This is a genomic window from Flavobacterium cyclinae, from assembly GCF_021172145.1.
Taxonomy (GTDB): domain Bacteria; phylum Bacteroidota; class Bacteroidia; order Flavobacteriales; family Flavobacteriaceae; genus Flavobacterium; species Flavobacterium cyclinae.
In genome coordinates this window covers 1,905,618-1,923,883 of the sequence record NZ_CP089095.1, presented here as the reverse complement: position 1 = coordinate 1,923,883, position 18,266 = coordinate 1,905,618, and the positions used below count along the sequence as shown (strand labels likewise).

Below are 18,266 nucleotides of genomic sequence, written 5' to 3'. Positions count from 1 at the left end.
CTATTATTTTTCTTTTTTATACAAAGTTGCATTATTGGTAAACTTACTAATTTGAATTTTGGAATCTCCTAATAATTCGATTTCTGTTTTGCCAGAAGCCATTAATAAAAGGCTATCCGAAACATTAATAAAGCATTTAGCATAGTTTTCAATTATTAGTTCTAAATCTGAAATAACTAATTTTTTTGCTGTAAGTAAAGAATTATTGTCTAATCTCATTTTAGCATCTTTGGTATTCCCTTCAATTTCTGCTTTACTTTTCTGATACATATCTAATTTTAAATCCTTCGAATTAATTAATGCTCTTAATTCGGCATTTTTACTTAGTTCTAAAGAAGTATTATCTGATTTTACATTAATTTCAGCTTCTGATTTATCATTTAAGATTAAGGCAAAATAATCAGATTTTACATTAAGAAACGACTTTGAACTATCATAATTTTTAACCGTAATATTTTCCAATTCTAAATCGGCTAATGCATGAATAGTACTTTCGTTTTTGGCAGTAATCAAATTTAGTTCACTTGTATAATTTATTCGAATGGCAAATTTTTTAGCACCCGAAACGTCTCTTAATGAAGTAACTCTTAATGTTCCGCCTGCAACTTCGTAATTAATAATTTCGTGAAGATTGTCATCTGCTTCAATTTCTATTGAAGGTTTTTCAGATTTCACTAAGAAAACTTCAAAATTGTCGTTAATTTCTACACTTTCAAAAGAAGGGATTTCTTTTACGGAAACCGTTACAATTTTAGAGCCTTTTATTTTTTCTTTTTTCTGAGCAACAGAAAAAGTCGTAAGCATTACAAATGCAATTAGGAAAGAAATTTTTTTTGTCATTTTTGTAGATTTGATTTCACAAACATACACAAAATTTATTCCAAAAAATAAAAATTAAATACTAGAATTTTTGATTTTAGAAATAATAGTAAACAAAAAAGCATCAGCTTTTACTGATGCTTGCATACTATATTAAGGAATCTATAAAATTTATTATCATGGTAAAAACAAATTCTACGACTTGAATTATTAGCTTAATCATGAGAGTTGAATTTAAGTTTAATATTGTAAAATTATAAAATGCTTAAAATAAAGCTGTTAATTAAATACTAATTATTTGTTAATTAGTTAAAGCTCACACTTCCTCCTGAAGATTCTTCTTTAATTACTTGTTTAGGTTCTTTTACATAATTGATAGCACTTCCGCTAGATGCTTTGGCGTTTAATACTACAATTGGCTGAACAGTTGTATGACTTCCGCTACTAGATTGCGATGTAATTTCATTAGCGGCAAGTTCTTTAGCATTAAGATCGCTTCCACTTGAAGATTTTGTTTCTAATGTTAATGCTTTACCACTTACTTTAATTTCGCTACCGCTTGAAGATTCACAATTTACATTTTCATATTCCACATCTGCTTTAATAGTACTTCCACTGCTTGATTTGATGGATAAATTTGTTCCAGTAATTCTATTAATTGTTTTGATACTTGCGCCACTAGATGATTCTAAACCTTCAATCGTATTGTGTTTAATGCGTACAATAGCACTTTCCATCATGTTAATAGTACCCTCAATCTTTACAATTAAAGTTCCGTTTTCTACTTTGGTCACAATATATTGCATTAAATTATCATCAACTTCAACTTCAACATTTGTGTTTGAACCTTGTTCTAAAATCACTTCAATTCCAGTGCTTACAGCAATTTTTGTAAAAGGTGATGTAATCTCTCTTTTTTCAGTAATTACATTTCCACTGCCTTCTATTCCGTTAATTAAATTTAAATTGCCATTACAAGATGTAAATGTTATAGTAAGTAATAACGCAATTATTCTTAATGAATGTTTCATGATATCAATTTAATTAATTATTATTTTTTTTTCTGTCTTTTATCTCTTTATAGACTTTTTTGTCTGTTTCGTCTGCTTTAATAACGTATTCTTCTTTTTTTGAAATAATACCATTTCCTTCTTTATTTACCACTTTTTTTACAAGTACACCATTTTCATCATAGTAAATAGATGCAGAAGTATCTCCAGCTTCTACTTTTATACTTAAACTATCATCAATATCTTCATTCAAACAATTCAAGCATTTAATTTTATCAGAATCTACTCTGTAAATTGGATTTTTTGTATCGTATTCGTTTTCGTCAAAAAAGTCATAATCACTTCTGTCATAATTGCTATAACTTTCATCGGTTGTAAAAAGAGTTCCTTTTGGTAAGTACAAGTAAAGCTCAACTTCTTGACCTCTGAATTTATTTTCTACAGCAGTTAATAAATAATTATCTAAAACGATAGTGTTACCGTTAATAGTATAATTGTATTTAATTTTTTCAGCTCTTTTTTTAGCTTGTGAAGTTGATTTTCCGTGTGCTAATTTTTCAATAAGTAGATACGGATTAACTTCGTCTGTGTACTTGATTTCTATTGAAACATTATTGGAATAAATGATTTCATTATCACCTTCATCTTGTGTTATTTTAAAATCATGATTTCTGTATTTGCTTTTCGAATAAAAATCATTGTTTTTAAATTTGATTTTTAAAGTATCTGTAGGCGCTACAGTAATCATTTCTTTTTGAACCGATTTTCCTTCAAAAGCTAATTGAGAAGCTTCATTAATAGCAAGTGAAATAATAATTCCAACAGTAATAATCCATACAGCTAATAAACTATACTTCACATAATTTCCGATAGATCTTAAGTTGTTCACCATTAATTTTAATCCTAAAATCAATAAGAAAAATAACGGAATTCCAAAACCTAATAGAAATAACAATCCTTGAGCCCACAATGGGGTTTCTAAACCAATAGGTGTTTCAATATTGTTTAAAATATAGTTTTCAGGCATTGTTGATGAAAATATCAAGATGATACTTGTAATAATTATAGCAATTAGTGCTATACCTGAGAAAAATATAATAAATGAACCAATTAATTTAGCAAATACTTTAAAAATGGTTGTAATTACATCTTCAATAGTTGAACCAATTCTAGTTGCTCCATTTTTTGCTGTATTGGCAATCTTTTCATGATCCAAATTGTTAATTTTCGATGTTATATCGTCAAAACCTTCCTTTACTTTTTTTTCGATATTAGAAATAGTAATAGGTTCACCTTTCATTTCTAGTTTCTGAGTAGTAGTGATTGCTTCTGGGACTAAAATCCATAATACAATGTAAACAAACAATCCTGTTCCAAAACCAAAGAATAATATTACCATGATGATTCGTAACCATAAGGCATCAATTCCTAAGTAATGTCCTAATCCTGCCATTACACCACCTAACATTCCGTTATCTTTATCACGATATAATCTTTTTGAAGGATAATAGAAATTTGTTGAAGACGATGAGCTTGATTGATAAGATGTTTTCTCATCATCAATTTTATAGTCTTCTGGCTGTCCCATAATTGAAATTATTTCTTCAATCTCAGATAAACCTATAACTTGTTTTTCATTTTTTATACGCTCTTGAAAAAGTTCGGCAATGCGACTTTCAATATCTTTCATTATTTCGTCTCTTCCATCAGGCGAAAGTGAACGTTTCACCGCATCAAAATAACGCGATAATTTTTGATAGGCATCTTCGTCGATGTGAAAGAAAAAACCTCCTAAATTTATACTTATTGTTTTGTTCATGACCTTTAGTTTTGACTTGTTATTATGTTTACAGCATCTGATAATTCTTTCCAGGTACCATTTAATTCTTGTAAAAATTCTTTGCCTTCATCGGTTAATCCGTAATATTTTCTTGGTGGTCCCGATGTTGATTCTTCCCAACGATAATTTAATAATCCATCGTTTTTTAGCCTTGTTAGTAGTGGGTAAACTGTGCCTTCCACAACTAGTAATTTAGCATTCTTTAGCGAATCCAATATTTCAGAAGTATATGCATCTTTTTCTTTTAAAACGGATAAGATACAGAATTCTAAAACACCTTTACGCATTTGTGCTTTAGTGTTTTCAATGTTCATAATTCCACTTGTTTTTTTTAATTAGACTGTTCATTTTTTGATTCTTTTTGCTTGCGCATTGATTGATTTGATGATTGAAAATTAGATTACCTATTATTTTCTTATACAAAGATAAGTCTAAAAGCAGGTATTATGTTACGCATAGTACTAATATTTAACAAAAATTTAACAAATAAAAAAATAGTAGGAATGCATAGTATTTTTTGTATTTTTACAACAAAATCAATAGAATATGCAGTTTACACCATCAAAATTGAATGCTTTTATGTTTTTAAAATTACCTTCTGCTTTTTGGAGTGGGGTAAGAGTAAAATCAATTTCACCCGAAGTTTGCGAGGTTACCGTTAAACATCGTTGGTTTAACCAAAACCCATTTAACTCAATGTATTTTGCAGTGCAAGCCATGGCAGCGGAGTTTACAACAGGAGCTTTAGTAATGTTTCAAATCAAACAAAGTGGAAAAAATATTTCAATGTTGGTAGCACAAAATAAAAGCGTATTTACAAAAAAGGCAACTGGAAGAATTACGTTTACTTGTAATCAAGGTAGCTTAATAAAAGAAACGATTCAAAAAGCAGTCGATACTAATGAAGGGCAAACTATTTGGTTGACTTCAATAGGAAAAAACGAAAAAGGTGAACAAGTTTCCGAAATGCAATTTGAATGGACGATTAAAGTTAGGGGTTAGAGTAGTGAGTTTGGAGTAATTAGTTTTGAGTAATTGATTTAAATTACAAGTTTCAAATTTACTTCTCCCAACTCCCATCTCCCAACTCCCAACTCCCAACTCCCAACTCCCAACTTCCATCTCCCAACTTCCATCTCCCAACTCCCATCTCCCAACTCCCATCTTAAAACTATTCCTAAACATAAGTTAATATGCTTTTATTCTTGTTTTTTTGATTGTAAATTTGATGAAAAAGGATAAGATGATGACGGTTTTAATTACAGGGGCTACAGGATTAGTTGGACAAGAATTGGTGAATTTATTACTTCAAAACGGGTATACTGTTCATTATTTGTCCACTTCTAAATCTAAATTGGTTTCACAAAACAACTACAAAGGTTTTTATTGGAATCCAAAAACAGCAGAAATTGATTTAAATGCTTTAACAAATGTTGAGGTTATTATTCATTTAGCTGGTGCTTCTGTTGCTAAAAAATGGACAGCAGCTTATAAAGAAGAAATTATAGAAAGCAGAGTACTTTCAACTAGATTGCTTTATCAAACGCTTCAAAAAAATACGCATCAAGTAAAACAAATTGTATCAGCTTCCGCAATAGGAATTTATCCAGATGATTTAAATTATATTTATCATGAGATTGATTTTCAGGTAGATGAATCTTTTTTAGGAAATGTAGTGCAACAATGGGAAGATGAGGTTAACCAATTTGAAAAACTACACATTAAAGTAGCTAAAATCAGAATTGGAATTGTTTTAGCCAAAAATGGTGGTGCACTTCAAGAAATGGCAAAACCAATTAAAATGGGAGTTGGTGCTGCTTTTGGATCAGGTTTCCAATATCAATCGTGGATTCATATTCAAGATTTAGCTGCAATTTTTCAATTTATAATTCACAATCAACTTGAAGGGATTTATAATGGTGTAGCCCCTTATCCAGTTACAAACTTAGAACTAACAAAAGCAATTGCAAAAACTTTGGGCAAACCATTATTTCTTCCCAATATCCCAAAATTCGTAATGAAAATAATGTTGGGAGAAATGCATCAAATCTTATTTTCAAGTCAGCATGTAAGTTGTAGAAAACTCCTTGAATTGAAATTTCAATTCAAATTTGCATCGCTCGATAAAGCTTTACACGATTTACTAAAATAAATTCAAATTTTTAAAAAGTAGCAATTGCTACTTTTTTTATCGAATAAATTTGCTGACAATTTGACATTTTTCAACTTTTGGCAATACATTTGCAATCACATTTACTAAAGTAAAAATGTTTAAAAAAATATTCAAAAATATGAGTCAAGAAAGTACTGAAAACATCGAAATGGAAAACAATAACACTGAGAATGTTTCGGAAAATCAAGGGATTAATGCTCCAGAACAAACAATTGAAGAGCAATTACAAGAGGAATTAGCGAAAGAAAAAGATAAATTTTTACGACTTTTTGCTGAATTTGAAAATTATAAAAAACGCACAACTAAAGAGCGTATCGATTTGTTTAAAACAGCAAATCAAGAAGTTTTACAAGCCATGTTACCTGTTTTAGATGATTTTGATAGAGCATGGGCTCAAATTTCTAAATCGCAAGAAGAAGCTTTAGTTACGGGAGTTCAATTGATTCATGACAAATTAAAATCAACTCTAGTTGCTAAAGGGTTAGAAGAAGTTGAAGTAAAAACAGGTGATGCTTTTGATGCTGATTTTGCAGAAGCAATTACTCAAATTCCTGCTCCTTCAGATGATTTAAAAGGTAAAATTGTTGATGTAATTGAAAAAGGATATAAATTAGGTGACAAAATCATCCGTTTCCCAAAAGTTGTTATCGGACAATAATTTTTACTGTACTGATGCGATGTATCGCATCTAATTTTAATCAAGATTATAATGAAAAAAGATTTTTACGAAATATTAGGCATCACTAAAAGTGCTACTCCTGAGGAAATTAAGAAAGCCTATCGCAAGAAAGCAATTGAATTTCACCCTGATAAAAATCCAGGTAATAAAGAAGCAGAAGAAAATTTCAAATTGGCAGCGGAAGCTTATGAAGTTTTAAGTGATCCTGACAAAAAGGCTCGCTACGATCAATACGGTCACCAAGCATTTGAAAATGGTGGTTTTGGTGGCGGTCATCATATGAATATGGATGATATTTTCAGTCAGTTTGGTGATATTTTCGGCGGTGCTTTTGGAGGTGGAGGTTTCTCTGGCTTTGGAGGAGGCTTTGGAGGTGGAGGCCAACGCAGAGTGAAAGGAAGTAATCTTCGCATTAAAGTGAAATTATCGCTAGAGGAGATTGCAAATGGTGTTGAAAAGAAAGTAAAAGTAAAACGTAAAGTTCAAGCTAAAGGCGTTACTTACAGAACTTGTCCAACTTGTAATGGTTCGGGACAAATTATGAAAGTAGCCAATACGATTTTAGGTAGAATGCAAACCGCAACAACCTGTCATGTTTGTAGTGGTTCTGGTCAAATTTTAGATCAAAAACCTGCTGGTGCTGATGCACAAGGAATGTTGTTAGAAGACGATACGGTTTCAATCAAAATTCCAGCTGGAGTTGTTGATGGAATGCAATTAAAAGTGGCAGGAAAAGGTAACGAAGCGCCAGGAACAAATAGTATTCCTGGAGATTTAATTGTAGCAATCGAAGAAATTGAACACGAATTTTTAAAGCGTGAAGGTGAAAACTTACATTTCGATTTATATATTAGTTTTGCCGAAGCCGCTTTAGGGGTTTCTAAAGAAATTGATACTGTTTCGGGTAAAGTTCGTATAAAATTAGAAGAAGGAATTCAATCTGGAAAAATTCTACGTTTAAAAGGAAAAGGAATTCCGAGTTTGAATTCTTATGGTAATGGGGATTTACTAGTTCATGTAAATGTTTGGACACCTAAAACCCTAAATAAAGAACAAAAGCAGTTTTTTGAGAAAATGCTTACAGATGAAAACTTTATTCCAAAGCCTGAAAAGACAGACAAATCTTTTTTTGAAAAAGTTAAAGATATGTTTTCATAATTAAATAAATATTAATACATTTGAAACTCACTTTCTTAGGAGAGTGAGTTTTTCTTTTTCATAGCAATTTTTCCCATCCTTTAGCAATAAAGGGTGGGTTTTTTTTGTAACAAAATCAGTATATTTACTACTAATAGACAACACAAAATCTTACTTTTTATTTATGAGCAATATTCTCGAAGTACAAAATGTGGTGAAACAATATGGCGATTATACCGCTTTAAATAATGTTTCACTTCAAGTTCCAAAAGGTAGTATTTACGGACTTCTAGGTCCTAATGGTGCTGGAAAAACATCATTAATTCGTATTATCAACCAAATTACAATGCCCGATAATGGTAATGTGATTTTAGATGGTGAAAAGTTACATCCAGATCATGTAAAACATATTGGTTACATGCCCGAAGAACGTGGTTTGTACAAAACTATGAAAGTCGGAGAACAATGTTTGTATTTGGCACAATTAAAAGGAATGCCAGAAGCTGAAGCGAAAAAACAATTAAAATATTGGTTTGAAAAGTTCGAAATTCAAGGTTGGTGGGATAAGAAAATTCAAGAACTTTCTAAAGGTATGGCGCAAAAAATTCAGTTTATAGTAACGGTTTTGCACCAACCTAAATTATTGATTTTAGATGAACCATTCTCTGGTTTTGACCCAGTTAATGCCAATTTAATCAAAGACGAAATCATCGAATTAAATAAAAAAGGAACTTCTGTAATTTTTTCTACGCACCGAATGGAATCAGTAGAAGAAATGTGCGATTACATTGCACTGATTCATAAATCTAATAAACTTATCGAAGGAAAATTAGACGATGTGAAACGTCAGCATCGAACTAATATTTATCAAGTGGGTATTATAACTAATAATATAGAAGGATTAATGGTAAGTTTAACTCAGAAATTTACCATTGGTCAAACCAACTTCAAATCGTTAAATGATGATTTAAAATTGGAAGTACATTTAGAAAATCATTCTTCTAATGAATTGATTTCTATTCTAACACAATTTGGTCAAGTGACGCATTTTATGGAAAAAATCCCAACTGTTAACGATATATTTATTCAAACCGTAAGTCAATAATCATGAGTGTATTATCATTAATTATAAAAAGAGAATTTATTGCTAAAGTGCGCAATAAATCATTTATCGTAATGACTTTTTTAGGTCCGTTATTGATTGTAGGAATGACATTTTTAATTGCTTATTTATCTAGTGTTAATAAAGGTGATGTTAAAAAAATTGGTGTACACGATAGAGCCAATGTGTTTGTAAATGATTTTAAAAATTCAGAGGATTTAATATATATTAATATTTCAAATTTGTCATTTGATAAGGCAAAAGATTCAGCTAGTTCAGCGTTTGAAGGATTAATTTATGTACCAGAAGTTCAAAATATTGACGAATTGGCCACAAAAACCACATACATTTCAGATGAAAGTCCGAAAATGGATTTCCTTATGAATTTACAAAAAGTCATTGACTCAAAATTAAATAAAGAGAATTTAAAGAAGTTAGGTTTTGATGCCGAAAAAATTGAACAAGCCAAAATTAAATCGGAAGTACAATTTGCAAAGTTTTCAGGTGAAGATGGTTTGAAATTCTTGAATGAAATAAAAATCGGAATTGGTTTTGCTTTCGGATATTTAATCATGATGTTTATCATTATTTACGGTAATATGGTAATGCGAAGTGTTATCGAAGAAAAAACAAATCGTATTATCGAAATCATCATTTCTTCGGTAAAACCATTCCAATTGATGATGGGAAAAATTATTGGAACTTCATTAGCAGGAATTTTACAATTTTTAATATGGATTGTATTAGGACTTGTTCTAATGTTTTCGTTGTCAGCAGTTTTAGGTGGTCAACAAGAAACCGTTGCAGCTGCTCAAGTTACTGCTGAACAGACAGAAGTTGCTATGAGTTTTGTAGATAAATTGCAACTGTATATTGCTGAAATCCCTGTAGCATCTATATTAATTGGGTTTGTAATTTTCTTTATTGGAGGTTACTTTTTGTATAGTTCGTTCTACGCTGCCATTGGAGCTGCTGTAGATTCAGAAACAGATTCGCAACAGTTTTTAATGCCCATAATTATGCCTTTAATGTTAGGAGTTTATGTTGGGTTTTTAACCGTAATGAATGATCCTCACGGAACAGTAGCAGTAGTATTCTCTTTAATTCCTCTAACTTCACCCATTGTAATGCTAATGCGAATTCCATTTGGAGTTCCTATGTGGCAATTAGCACTATCAGTAGTTTTATTGTATGGAACGTTTATCTTTGTAGTCTGGTTTGCTGCAAAAATCTACCGAGTAGGTATTTTAATGTACGGTAAAAAACCAAGTTGGAAAGAATTGTTTAAATGGTTGAAGTATTAATTGATTTAAGTAAATGGAATTATATTTTGTAGGTTTATTATTGATGTTGTTAAGTTTTTGGTATTCAAAAACAATAATACAAAAAGCTCTTTCATTATTAGATGATGAAAAAAAAGTGCTTTTAATGAATGTTTTTCAAAACGAAAACAAATATAAAAGTTTGTTTATCATACTTATTCTAGCGATTTACTTTGTGGCAATTAGATATACAACAATATCTTATAAAATTCTTTTAGGAGTTTTATTTTCGTTTTTGATTTCTGTTATTATTTACAACTTCATAACAAGAGTAAACAAACTTAAACAAAATGAATTTCCACATGAGTATATAAAGCAATTTAAACGTGCAGCTTTAATTCAAATTGCAGGAATTTTGTTTTTATTGGCTACATCATTAATCATTTTTTAAAATTTATAAATGCCTAAAATATTAGTTATAGAAGACGAAGCAGCAATTCGAAGAGTATTAGTAAAAATACTTTCCGAAGAAAATGATTCGTATAAAGTTGAAGAAGCTGAAGATGGTTTACAAGGAGTAGAAAAAGTTAAAAATGAAGATTATGACTTGATTCTTTGTGATATCAAAATGCCAAAAATGGATGGTGTTGAAGTATTAGAAGCTGTTAAAAAAATAAAACCCGAAATTCCTATGGTGATGATTTCTGGTCATGGTGATTTGGAGACAGCTATTAACACAATGCGTTTAGGAGCTTTTGATTACATTTCAAAACCACCCGATTTGAACCGTTTGTTAAATACGGTTCGAAATGCATTAGATAAAAAACAATTAGTAGTAGAGAACAAAATCTTGAAAAAGAAAGTTTCTAAAAACTACGAAATGATAGGGAATAGTGAAGCTATAAATCATATTAAAACCATGATAGATAAAGTAGCTCCAACAGATGCCCGAGTTTTAATCACTGGTCCAAACGGAACCGGAAAAGAATTAGTTGCACATCAATTACATGAAAAAAGTGAACGCTCCGCTGCTCCCATTATCGAAGTGAATTGTGCGGCAATTCCATCGGAATTAATTGAAAGTGAGTTGTTTGGTCATGTAAAAGGTGCATTTACTTCTGCTGTAAAAGATAGAGCTGGAAAATTTGAAGCTGCCGATGGCGGAACGATTTTCTTAGATGAAATTGGAGATATGAGTTTACCAGCTCAAGCCAAAGTTTTACGTGCTTTACAGGAGAATTTAATTCAAAGAGTAGGAGCAGACAAAGATATAAAAGTCAATGTTCGTGTTGTGGCGGCTACGAATAAAGATTTGAAAAAAGAAATCGAAGAAGGAAGATTTAGAGAAGATTTGTATCACAGATTAGCAGTAATTTTAATTAAAGTTCCTGCTTTGAATGATAGAAGAGAAGATATTCCAGAATTGATTGAGCATTTTGCTGCAAAGATCGCTTCGGAACAGGGGACTTCACCAAAATCGTTCTCAAAATCAGCTATCAAATTGTTACAAGAATACGACTGGACAGGAAACATCCGTGAGCTTCGAAATGTAGTAGAACGCTTGATTATTTTAGGCGGAAACGAAATTTCAGAACAAGATGTAAAACTGTTTGCAAGTAAATAAATTTGGTAAAAGGTGAAAGGTGATGGGTAAAAGGTACCTATTTCCATTTACCATTTACCCCATTACCATTAAAAACAATGCAATTAAAAAAAATAAATCCCAGCCTTCAGAAAGCACTTATAGAAAACGATTTTATCGAAGCTAATGAGTTGCAACAAGAGACTTTTTCAACTATCAAAAGTGGAGTAGATGCAGTAATTCAGGCGCCTAATGGTTCTGGAAAAACCACTACTATTTTAATGAATGTAATTCAGAAAATGGATAAGCCGGTTGGAGAAAGTACTCGTGCCTTAATTTTAGTTCAAGATAAGGAAAAAGTACTCGAAGCTGTTGAAATGTTTAAGAGGTTGAATCATTATAATCGTTTGAGAGTTATAGGAGTTCATGAAAAAGGCGATATCGATTATGATAAAAATCAAATTTCTGTTGGGATGGATGTGTTGATTGGAACGCCTATTCGAATCAACGAAATGTTTTCATCGGCAGGATTTAATATGACGACTATTAAAATGTTTGTGGTTGACGATGTAGATGAAATGTTACGTAAACGAGAAGATGCTATTATTTTGCGACTTTCAATGAGTGCAGAAAAAACACAACGACTGTTTTTCTGTTCACAAATTACTGAGCGTGTAGAAATTTTAGCCGACAAAATTATGATTGAACCCCTTTTCTTTGAAATGGAAGAATAAAAAAAACGCCTGAATAACTTCAGGCGTTTTTTGTAATTATTTTACTTGATCTAAACCTCTTTTTCGTAATAAAGGTTTTACGCTTGGAGCATCACCTCTGAAGTTTTTGTAAAGCACCATAGGCTCTTCTGTTCCTCCTTTTTCTAAAATATTGGTTCGGAATGATTTAGCATAATCTTGATTGAATAATCCATTCAATTTAAATACTTCAAAAGCATCAGTATCTAAAACTCCTGACCATATATAACTGTAATAGCCAGCAGAATATCCACCTGCAAAAATATGATTGAAATACGTACTTCTATATCTTGGAATGATTTCATTGGTTAATCCAATTTTTTTCATGGATTCGTTTTCAAAAGTTTCAGAATCAACTTTAATCATTATTTTTTGAGTGTGATAATCCATATCTAATAATGCAGCAGCTAAATATTCTGTAGTTGCAAATCCTTGATCAAAAGTTCCTGCTTTTTGCATTTTTTCAATCATTGCATCCGGGATTACTTCACCTGTTTTATAGTGTTTTGCATACATTTTTAAAACTTCAGGTTCAGCTGCCCAGTTTTCCATAATTTGCGACGGTAATTCTACAAAATCTCTTGGAACATTTGTTCCAGCTAAACTTTCATAAGTCACATTTGATAATAATCCATGTAAAGCGTGTCCAAATTCATGAAAAAAGGTACTTACTTCATCAAAAGTTAGTAAAGCAGGAGCATTTTCAGTAGGTTTAGTAAAATTACAAACAATAGAAACAATTGGAACAACACGTTTTCCATTTTCCATTTTTTGAGTTCGGTAAGAAGTCATCCAAGCACCACCTCGTTTAGAAGCTCTTGGGTGAAAATCCATATATAAAATTCCAATAAGATTTTCGAAAGTATCCTTTACTTCCCACACCGTTACATCTTCATGATAGGTGGGTACTTCTTTTAAAGGATTAAATTGTAAACCATATAAATTTTTACAAACGGTAAAAATACCTTCTCTAGTTCTATCTAAACTAAAGTAAGGTTTCATTTCTTGTTCGTTTAAATCAAATCGTTCTTTGCGAATTTTCTCAGCATAATATCTCCAATCATAAGGTTCAACATTACCTTTTATGCCGTCTTTTACCATCATTTTTTTAATATCATCAGCTTCTTGTTTTGCCATATTTAAAGCAGGTGTCCATAAATCCATTAACAATTTAGTTGCCGTTTCTGGATTTTTAGCCATTGATTTTTCTAAAACATAATCAGCATGTGTATTATATCCTAACAAACGAGCTCTTTCACCTCTTAAATTTGCAATTGTAATTGCCAATTCTTTATTGTCTTTGTCGTTATTCTGATTTGCACGCATTTGATAGGCATTCCAAATTTCCTTACGCAACTTTCTGTTTGAACTGTACTGAAGAAATGGCATCACGCTAGAATTTGATAATGTAAAAACCCATTTACCTTCTTTACCTCTTGATTTTGCTTCAGATGATGCTGCTTCAATAAGCTCATTTGGTAATCCTTCTAAATCTTTTTTATCTGAAATAACCAATTCATATGCATTCGTTTCGGCTAATATATTTTGGCCATATTTAAGAGTAGCTACCGCCATTTCAGCGTTAATTTCTCTTAGTCTTTTTTTGTTTTCTTCTGATAAATTTGCACCACTTCGAACAAAGTTTTTATATAAGTTTTCTAATATTTTGCTTTGCTCTTTGTTCAAATTTAGGTTGGCCTGATTGTCCCAAACCGTTTTTACTCGTTGGAATAATTCAGGATTTAAATTGATATTATCATTATGAGCCGATAATCTTGGTGCCAATTCTTTAGCAATAGCTTGAATTTCTTCGTTGGTATTAGCGCTATTAAGATTATAAAAAACAGTGGATACTTTAGATAAAAGTTTACCTGAGTTTTCCATAGCTAAAATCGTGTTTTCAAACGTAGGTTTTTCTTTGTTAGAAACGATTGCTTTGATTTCTGCTTCTTGTTTTTTTATTCCTTCTAAAATTGCGGGTTTAAAATGTTCATTTTTTATCAAATGAAAAGGCGGAACTTGATAAGGTGTTGTGTACGTTTCAAAAAACGGATTCATATTGGTTTTGTCTTGTGCGTTAATTGTTATAGCAGAAGTAATTGCTGAAAATAATAGTATGGTTTTGATTTTCATTATTGTGAAATTTAAAACGTAAAAATAATTTATTTTACTGCTAACACCAAAACTTAACTATATTTTGTGAATTTGACATAAAAAAACTCCTAGAGATTCAGGAGTTTTATGTTTTATTGTTTTATAATCTTTTTATTTAAAGTTCGCGCGTTCGTTTCAATAAAAATAGTGTAAATACCCGAACTTAGATTCGATAAATCTAGAGTTCTTTTATTGTTATTTATTTCGTTTGAAAATATTATTTGTCCTAATTGATTGTAAATTCTGATATTTCTAATTTGATTATCACTTTCAATATTTAAATTATCTATAACAGGATTTGGAATTAATTTAAAATTATCAATTATAAAAGTTTCAGAATTTAGAGTAGATTGGACATTTACCCTAGCACTAAAAGTATTCCCAATAGCAGTATTGTTTATAGGTGTAATTGTATAATCTACATAACCATTTGCGTTAACATCTATTAAAGAAAGTTGTTGTGCAATAGTAGTTCCTGATCCATTTGAAGCTCCGCTAATATTGTTTGCTGTAAATGTCCAAGTAAAATTTGAATTTGATACATTACTACTTGATAATACAATATTAGAAAAATCATTATTATTAATAGTTTGATTAGTTGTATTTGCAATTCCAATAGGAACTATGTCAATATTTACTGTAGCTGTAGAAAAGCTATAGCAGCCTGTATTGTCATCTATTAATTCATATTTAAATGAACTATTTGAGGCTCCGGCTTCAGGAGTAAATGTTCCTCCTATAGCATCAAAAGTTCCTCCGGTTCCAACTGTTCTTGTCCATGTTCCTCCAGCTTCTTCTCCTGAAATTATTGAAAATAGATCAATGGGTGTAGTTGAAGTTTCACTTGCCGAAATATCACCATCTAGTCCTGTATTGGGCGAAGGATTTACATATACAGTTAAAGTAATTGGGCTTCCTTGACAAACACCTCTAACAGGGGTTACATAATATATAGCAGTACCAATCATTGTGTTGTCAATTACTGCTAAAAAGTCATTAATCGACAATCCTGTCCCAGATGAAGCACCAGTTAAATTAGTAGAAGTTGAAGTCCAAGTGAAATAAGTTCCAGATAATGTTGAAGCAAGATAAAGATCTGCGAATTCATTACTACAAATAGATAGATTTGGAGATGGTATTGCTACAGGTATAGGATTTACTGTAATCATAATATTTATTGGATTTCCATCTTCTCCATTTGCTCTCGGTGTTATTGATAATATTATATTACCATTCAATTGTGAGTTTGCTAGATTTACTGTTTGATTGATATTTGTTTCATTTCCAAAAGGTAAAAAGGAATTACTTATATTATTGGTGGTGGCAGCCCATGTATAAGTAGTGTTAGGCGTATCACTATTTAGGACAATATCAGTTACTGACCCATCACAAATTGATGATGTAAAAGTTGCTGTTACTGTTGGTGGAACTAATGAATTACTTTTTGAAAAAATAAAATTGCTTAATAAAATTAAAGAAAGTAGAATGTAGCTTTTTTTCATTTGTTTGTTTTTTGTTTATCAAAAATATATAAAATATTTCATTAACAAATTAGTTCTAAAGTTTTAATTTAAAATGATTCAATTAAATTATCTTTGCACCTTCAAAAATTTCAGTAAATGCCTTTTAGCTTTTTACTTATAACTTTTTACTTAAAAAAATGATTACAGTTAACGACATTGCCGTAGAATTTGGTGGAACAACCCTATTTAGTGATATTACTTTTGCTATTAATGAAAATGATAAAATTGCCCTAATGGGTAAAAATGGTGCTGGAAAATCAACCTTACTAAAGATTGTAGCTGGAGCTAATAAACCTACACGAGGTGGAATTTCGGCACCTAGTGATGCTGTAATTGCTTATTTACCTCAGCATTTACTTACTTCAGATAATTGTACGGTTATGGAAGAAACTTCAAAAGCTTTTTCTGAAGTTTTAAATATGAAAAAAGAAATTGATGATATCAATGAGCAATTAACCGTTCGTACTGATTATGAAAGTGATGACTACATGAAGTTAATCGAACGCGTTTCGGAATTATCTGAAAAATTTTATTCGATTGAAGAAGTAAATTATGAAGCAGAGGTTGAAAAAGTATTAAAAGGTTTGGGTTTTGAAAGAGAAGATTTCACTCGATTAACATCTGAGTTTTCTGGAGGTTGGAGAATGCGTATTGAGTTAGCCAAAATCCTATTGAAAAAACCTGATTTGATTCTTTTAGATGAGCCAACGAATCACTTAGATATGGAGAGTATTCAATGGTTAGAAGAATTCTTAATGAATCAGGCTAAAGCGGTTATGGTTATTTCGCACGATAGAGCGTTTGTAGATAATATTACCAATCGTACCATTGAAGTTACAATGGGAAGAATTTACGATTACAAAGCGAAATATTCAGATTATTTGGTTTTACGTCAAGATAGAAGAATTCACCAACAAAAAGCGTACGATGAGCAACAGAAATTTATTGCGGAAAATCAAGCTTTTATTGAACGATTCAAAGGAACGTATTCTAAGACTGAGCAAGTGCAATCGCGTGTTAGAATGTTAGAAAAATTAGTTCTAGTTGAAGTAGATGAAGTAGATACTTCGGCATTAAAATTGAAATTTCCACCTTCACCACGTTCAGGACAATATCCTGTTGTTGTATCAGAGTTAACCAAAAAATATGGTGATCATGTAGTGTTTAATAATGCTAATTTGGTTATTGAAAGAGGACAAAAAGTGGCTTTTGTAGGAAAAAATGGAGAAGGGAAATCAACTATGATTAAGGCCATTATGGGCGAAATTGAATACGAAGGAGGAAAAGTTGAAATTGGTCACAATGCTCAAATTGGGTATTTTGCTCAAAATCAAGCCGCTCTATTAGATGGAGAATTAACCGTTTTTGATACAATTGATCGAATTGCGGTTGGCGATATTCGTACGAAAATTAAAGATATGTTGGGCGCTTTCATGTTTAAAGGCGACGATATTCAAAAGAAAGTAAAAGTGCTTTCTGGGGGAGAAAAAACACGTTTAGCGATGATTAAATTGTTGTTAGAACCGGTAAACGTTTTAATTCTGGATGAGCCAACAAATCACTTAGATATGAAAACAAAAGACATCATCAAAGATGCATTACGTGATTTTGACGGAACATTAATTTTAGTTTCACACGACCGTGATTTCCTTGATGGTTTGGCCGAAAAAGTATTTGAATTCGGACACAAACGCGTTAAAGAACATTTTGAAGATATCAAAGGTTTCTTAGCACACAAGAAAATGGAATCGTTGAAAGAGATTGAGAAATAGTGTTGCGTTTTCAGTCTCAGTCTCAGTTTTCAACTTTAGTTTGAAAATATCTTAATATTTAAAATCCTGCAATATAGACTTAAAATATTGCAGGATTTTTTATCTAAGTTTCATTTAGAGCATTTATCCAAATGTTTAAAATTCATCTTTAAATTCTTTAAAAATTTTTCTAAGTTTTCTTTTAGAAATGTTTTTAGTGGTTATTGCAATTACACCAAATTTTCCTTTGTCACCATACAATTCAATCGCTTTTTCATCTTTCCAAACCATTACTGATGCTATATCATTAGGATTTAAATATGCCATAACTTCATATTTTAAGATGGAATCGTTTACAACAATTAATGGATCGTTTTTTTTGGAAACAATTTTTACATTCTTATCTTGACTAAAAGTGATATTTACTAAAAATAGTATAACAATTGTTAGTGTGAATTTTAATTTTTTCATTTTTATGTTTT

Annotated in this window: 17 protein-coding genes; 10 read left to right on the top strand and 7 right to left on the bottom strand. The window is 30.9% G+C overall.

Annotation, left to right across the window (positions count from 1 at the left end):
• Positions 1–3: 3 nt before the first annotated feature.
• The 4 genes from LOS86_RS08955 to LOS86_RS08940 all read right to left on the bottom strand — a co-directional run bounded on the left by LOS86_RS08955 (position 4) and on the right by LOS86_RS08940 (position 3,983).
• Positions 4–840: a GIN domain-containing protein gene (locus LOS86_RS08955; protein WP_231841765.1), complete on the bottom strand. Its 837-nt coding sequence runs from the start codon at positions 838–840 to the stop codon at positions 4–6.
• A gap of 284 nt (positions 841–1,124) precedes the next feature.
• Complete coding sequence (locus LOS86_RS08950) at positions 1,125–1,850, bottom strand: head GIN domain-containing protein (protein ID WP_231841764.1); 726 nt, start codon at positions 1,848–1,850, stop codon at positions 1,125–1,127.
• A 13-nt stretch (positions 1,851–1,863) separates the two neighbouring features.
• A complete protein-coding gene (locus tag LOS86_RS08945; protein ID WP_231841763.1) occupies positions 1,864–3,648 on the bottom strand; it encodes a PspC domain-containing protein in 1,785 nt (594 codons plus the stop codon).
• A gap of 5 nt (positions 3,649–3,653) precedes the next feature.
• Positions 3,654–3,983, bottom strand: coding sequence for a PadR family transcriptional regulator (locus LOS86_RS08940; RefSeq protein ID WP_231841762.1), 330 nt, complete (start codon positions 3,981–3,983; stop codon positions 3,654–3,656).
• A gap of 232 nt (positions 3,984–4,215) precedes the next feature.
• On the opposite strand from LOS86_RS08940, the gene LOS86_RS08935 reads away from it, so the two are divergent.
• The 9 genes from LOS86_RS08935 (at position 4,216) to LOS86_RS08895 (ending at position 12,338) form a co-directional block, all read left to right on the top strand.
• A complete protein-coding gene (locus tag LOS86_RS08935) occupies positions 4,216–4,671 on the top strand; it encodes a DUF4442 domain-containing protein (protein ID WP_231841761.1) in 456 nt (151 codons plus the stop codon).
• Between the two features lie 226 nt (positions 4,672–4,897).
• Complete coding sequence (locus tag LOS86_RS08930) at positions 4,898–5,821, top strand: TIGR01777 family oxidoreductase (protein WP_231841760.1); 924 nt, start codon at positions 4,898–4,900, stop codon at positions 5,819–5,821.
• A 169-nt stretch (positions 5,822–5,990) separates the two neighbouring features.
• Positions 5,991–6,500: a nucleotide exchange factor GrpE gene (locus LOS86_RS08925; protein ID WP_374107586.1), complete on the top strand. Its 510-nt coding sequence runs from the start codon at positions 5,991–5,993 to the stop codon at positions 6,498–6,500.
• Positions 6,501–6,551: 51 nt separating this feature from the next.
• Positions 6,552–7,679, top strand: a complete 1,128-nt coding sequence (gene dnaJ / locus LOS86_RS08920) for a molecular chaperone DnaJ (RefSeq protein ID WP_231841758.1) — start codon at positions 6,552–6,554, stop codon at positions 7,677–7,679.
• Positions 7,680–7,842: 163 nt separating this feature from the next.
• Positions 7,843–8,763: an ABC transporter ATP-binding protein gene (locus LOS86_RS08915; protein WP_231841757.1), complete on the top strand. Its 921-nt coding sequence runs from the start codon at positions 7,843–7,845 to the stop codon at positions 8,761–8,763.
• Positions 8,764–8,765: 2 nt separating this feature from the next.
• Positions 8,766–10,064, top strand: coding sequence for an ABC transporter permease (locus LOS86_RS08910; protein WP_231841756.1), 1,299 nt, complete (start codon positions 8,766–8,768; stop codon positions 10,062–10,064).
• A gap of 13 nt (positions 10,065–10,077) precedes the next feature.
• Positions 10,078–10,473: a hypothetical protein gene (locus LOS86_RS08905; protein ID WP_231841755.1), complete on the top strand. Its 396-nt coding sequence runs from the start codon at positions 10,078–10,080 to the stop codon at positions 10,471–10,473.
• 9 nt (positions 10,474–10,482) lie between these two features.
• Positions 10,483–11,646 carry a sigma-54-dependent transcriptional regulator gene (locus LOS86_RS08900; RefSeq protein ID WP_231841754.1) on the top strand — a complete coding sequence of 388 codons (1,164 nt, stop codon included), beginning with the start codon at positions 10,483–10,485 and terminating at the stop codon, positions 11,644–11,646.
• A gap of 77 nt (positions 11,647–11,723) precedes the next feature.
• A complete protein-coding gene (locus LOS86_RS08895) occupies positions 11,724–12,338 on the top strand; it encodes a DEAD/DEAH box helicase (RefSeq protein WP_231841753.1) in 615 nt (204 codons plus the stop codon).
• 36 nt (positions 12,339–12,374) lie between these two features.
• Here LOS86_RS08895 and LOS86_RS08890 read toward each other — a convergent pair whose 3' ends face one another.
• Complete coding sequence (locus tag LOS86_RS08890; RefSeq protein ID WP_231841752.1) at positions 12,375–14,489, bottom strand: M3 family metallopeptidase; 2,115 nt, start codon at positions 14,487–14,489, stop codon at positions 12,375–12,377.
• A gap of 113 nt (positions 14,490–14,602) precedes the next feature.
• Positions 14,603–16,012, bottom strand: a complete 1,410-nt coding sequence (locus LOS86_RS08885; protein ID WP_231841751.1) for a T9SS type A sorting domain-containing protein — start codon at positions 16,010–16,012, stop codon at positions 14,603–14,605.
• Between the two features lie 158 nt (positions 16,013–16,170).
• Between LOS86_RS08885 and LOS86_RS08880 the strand changes: the two genes are divergently transcribed.
• Entirely contained in the window at positions 16,171–17,805 is a 1,635-nt protein-coding gene (locus LOS86_RS08880) for an ABC-F family ATP-binding cassette domain-containing protein (protein ID WP_231841750.1), read from the top strand.
• A 135-nt stretch (positions 17,806–17,940) separates the two neighbouring features.
• On the opposite strand, the gene LOS86_RS08875 is transcribed toward LOS86_RS08880, so the two are convergent.
• Positions 17,941–18,255, bottom strand: a complete 315-nt coding sequence (locus LOS86_RS08875; protein ID WP_231841749.1) for a hypothetical protein — start codon at positions 18,253–18,255, stop codon at positions 17,941–17,943.
• Between the last annotated feature and the right edge of the window lie 11 nt (positions 18,256–18,266).

Bases quoted from the DNA above. Each gene is read 5' to 3' on its own strand.
- LOS86_RS08955 (WP_231841765.1), bottom strand. From the start codon at position 840: ATGACAAAAAAAATTTCTTTCCTAATTGCATTTGTAATGCTTACGACT.
- LOS86_RS08950 (WP_231841764.1), bottom strand. From the start codon at position 1,850: ATGAAACATTCATTAAGAATAATTGCGTTATTACTTACTATAACATTT.
- LOS86_RS08945 (WP_231841763.1), bottom strand. From the start codon at position 3,648: ATGAACAAAACAATAAGTATAAATTTAGGAGGTTTTTTCTTTCACATC.
- LOS86_RS08940 (WP_231841762.1), bottom strand. From the start codon at position 3,983: ATGAACATTGAAAACACTAAAGCACAAATGCGTAAAGGTGTTTTAGAA.
- LOS86_RS08935 (WP_231841761.1), top strand. From the start codon at position 4,216: ATGCAGTTTACACCATCAAAATTGAATGCTTTTATGTTTTTAAAATTA.
- LOS86_RS08930 (WP_231841760.1), top strand. From the start codon at position 4,898: ATGAAAAAGGATAAGATGATGACGGTTTTAATTACAGGGGCTACAGGA.
- LOS86_RS08925 (WP_374107586.1), top strand. From the start codon at position 5,991: ATGGAAAACAATAACACTGAGAATGTTTCGGAAAATCAAGGGATTAAT.
- dnaJ (WP_231841758.1), top strand. From the start codon at position 6,552: ATGAAAAAAGATTTTTACGAAATATTAGGCATCACTAAAAGTGCTACT.
- LOS86_RS08915 (WP_231841757.1), top strand. From the start codon at position 7,843: ATGAGCAATATTCTCGAAGTACAAAATGTGGTGAAACAATATGGCGAT.
- LOS86_RS08910 (WP_231841756.1), top strand. From the start codon at position 8,766: ATGAGTGTATTATCATTAATTATAAAAAGAGAATTTATTGCTAAAGTG.
- LOS86_RS08905 (WP_231841755.1), top strand. From the start codon at position 10,078: ATGGAATTATATTTTGTAGGTTTATTATTGATGTTGTTAAGTTTTTGG.
- LOS86_RS08900 (WP_231841754.1), top strand. From the start codon at position 10,483: ATGCCTAAAATATTAGTTATAGAAGACGAAGCAGCAATTCGAAGAGTA.
- LOS86_RS08895 (WP_231841753.1), top strand. From the start codon at position 11,724: ATGCAATTAAAAAAAATAAATCCCAGCCTTCAGAAAGCACTTATAGAA.
- LOS86_RS08890 (WP_231841752.1), bottom strand. From the start codon at position 14,489: ATGAAAATCAAAACCATACTATTATTTTCAGCAATTACTTCTGCTATA.
- LOS86_RS08885 (WP_231841751.1), bottom strand. From the start codon at position 16,012: ATGAAAAAAAGCTACATTCTACTTTCTTTAATTTTATTAAGCAATTTT.
- LOS86_RS08880 (WP_231841750.1), top strand. From the start codon at position 16,171: ATGATTACAGTTAACGACATTGCCGTAGAATTTGGTGGAACAACCCTA.
- LOS86_RS08875 (WP_231841749.1), bottom strand. From the start codon at position 18,255: ATGAAAAAATTAAAATTCACACTAACAATTGTTATACTATTTTTAGTA.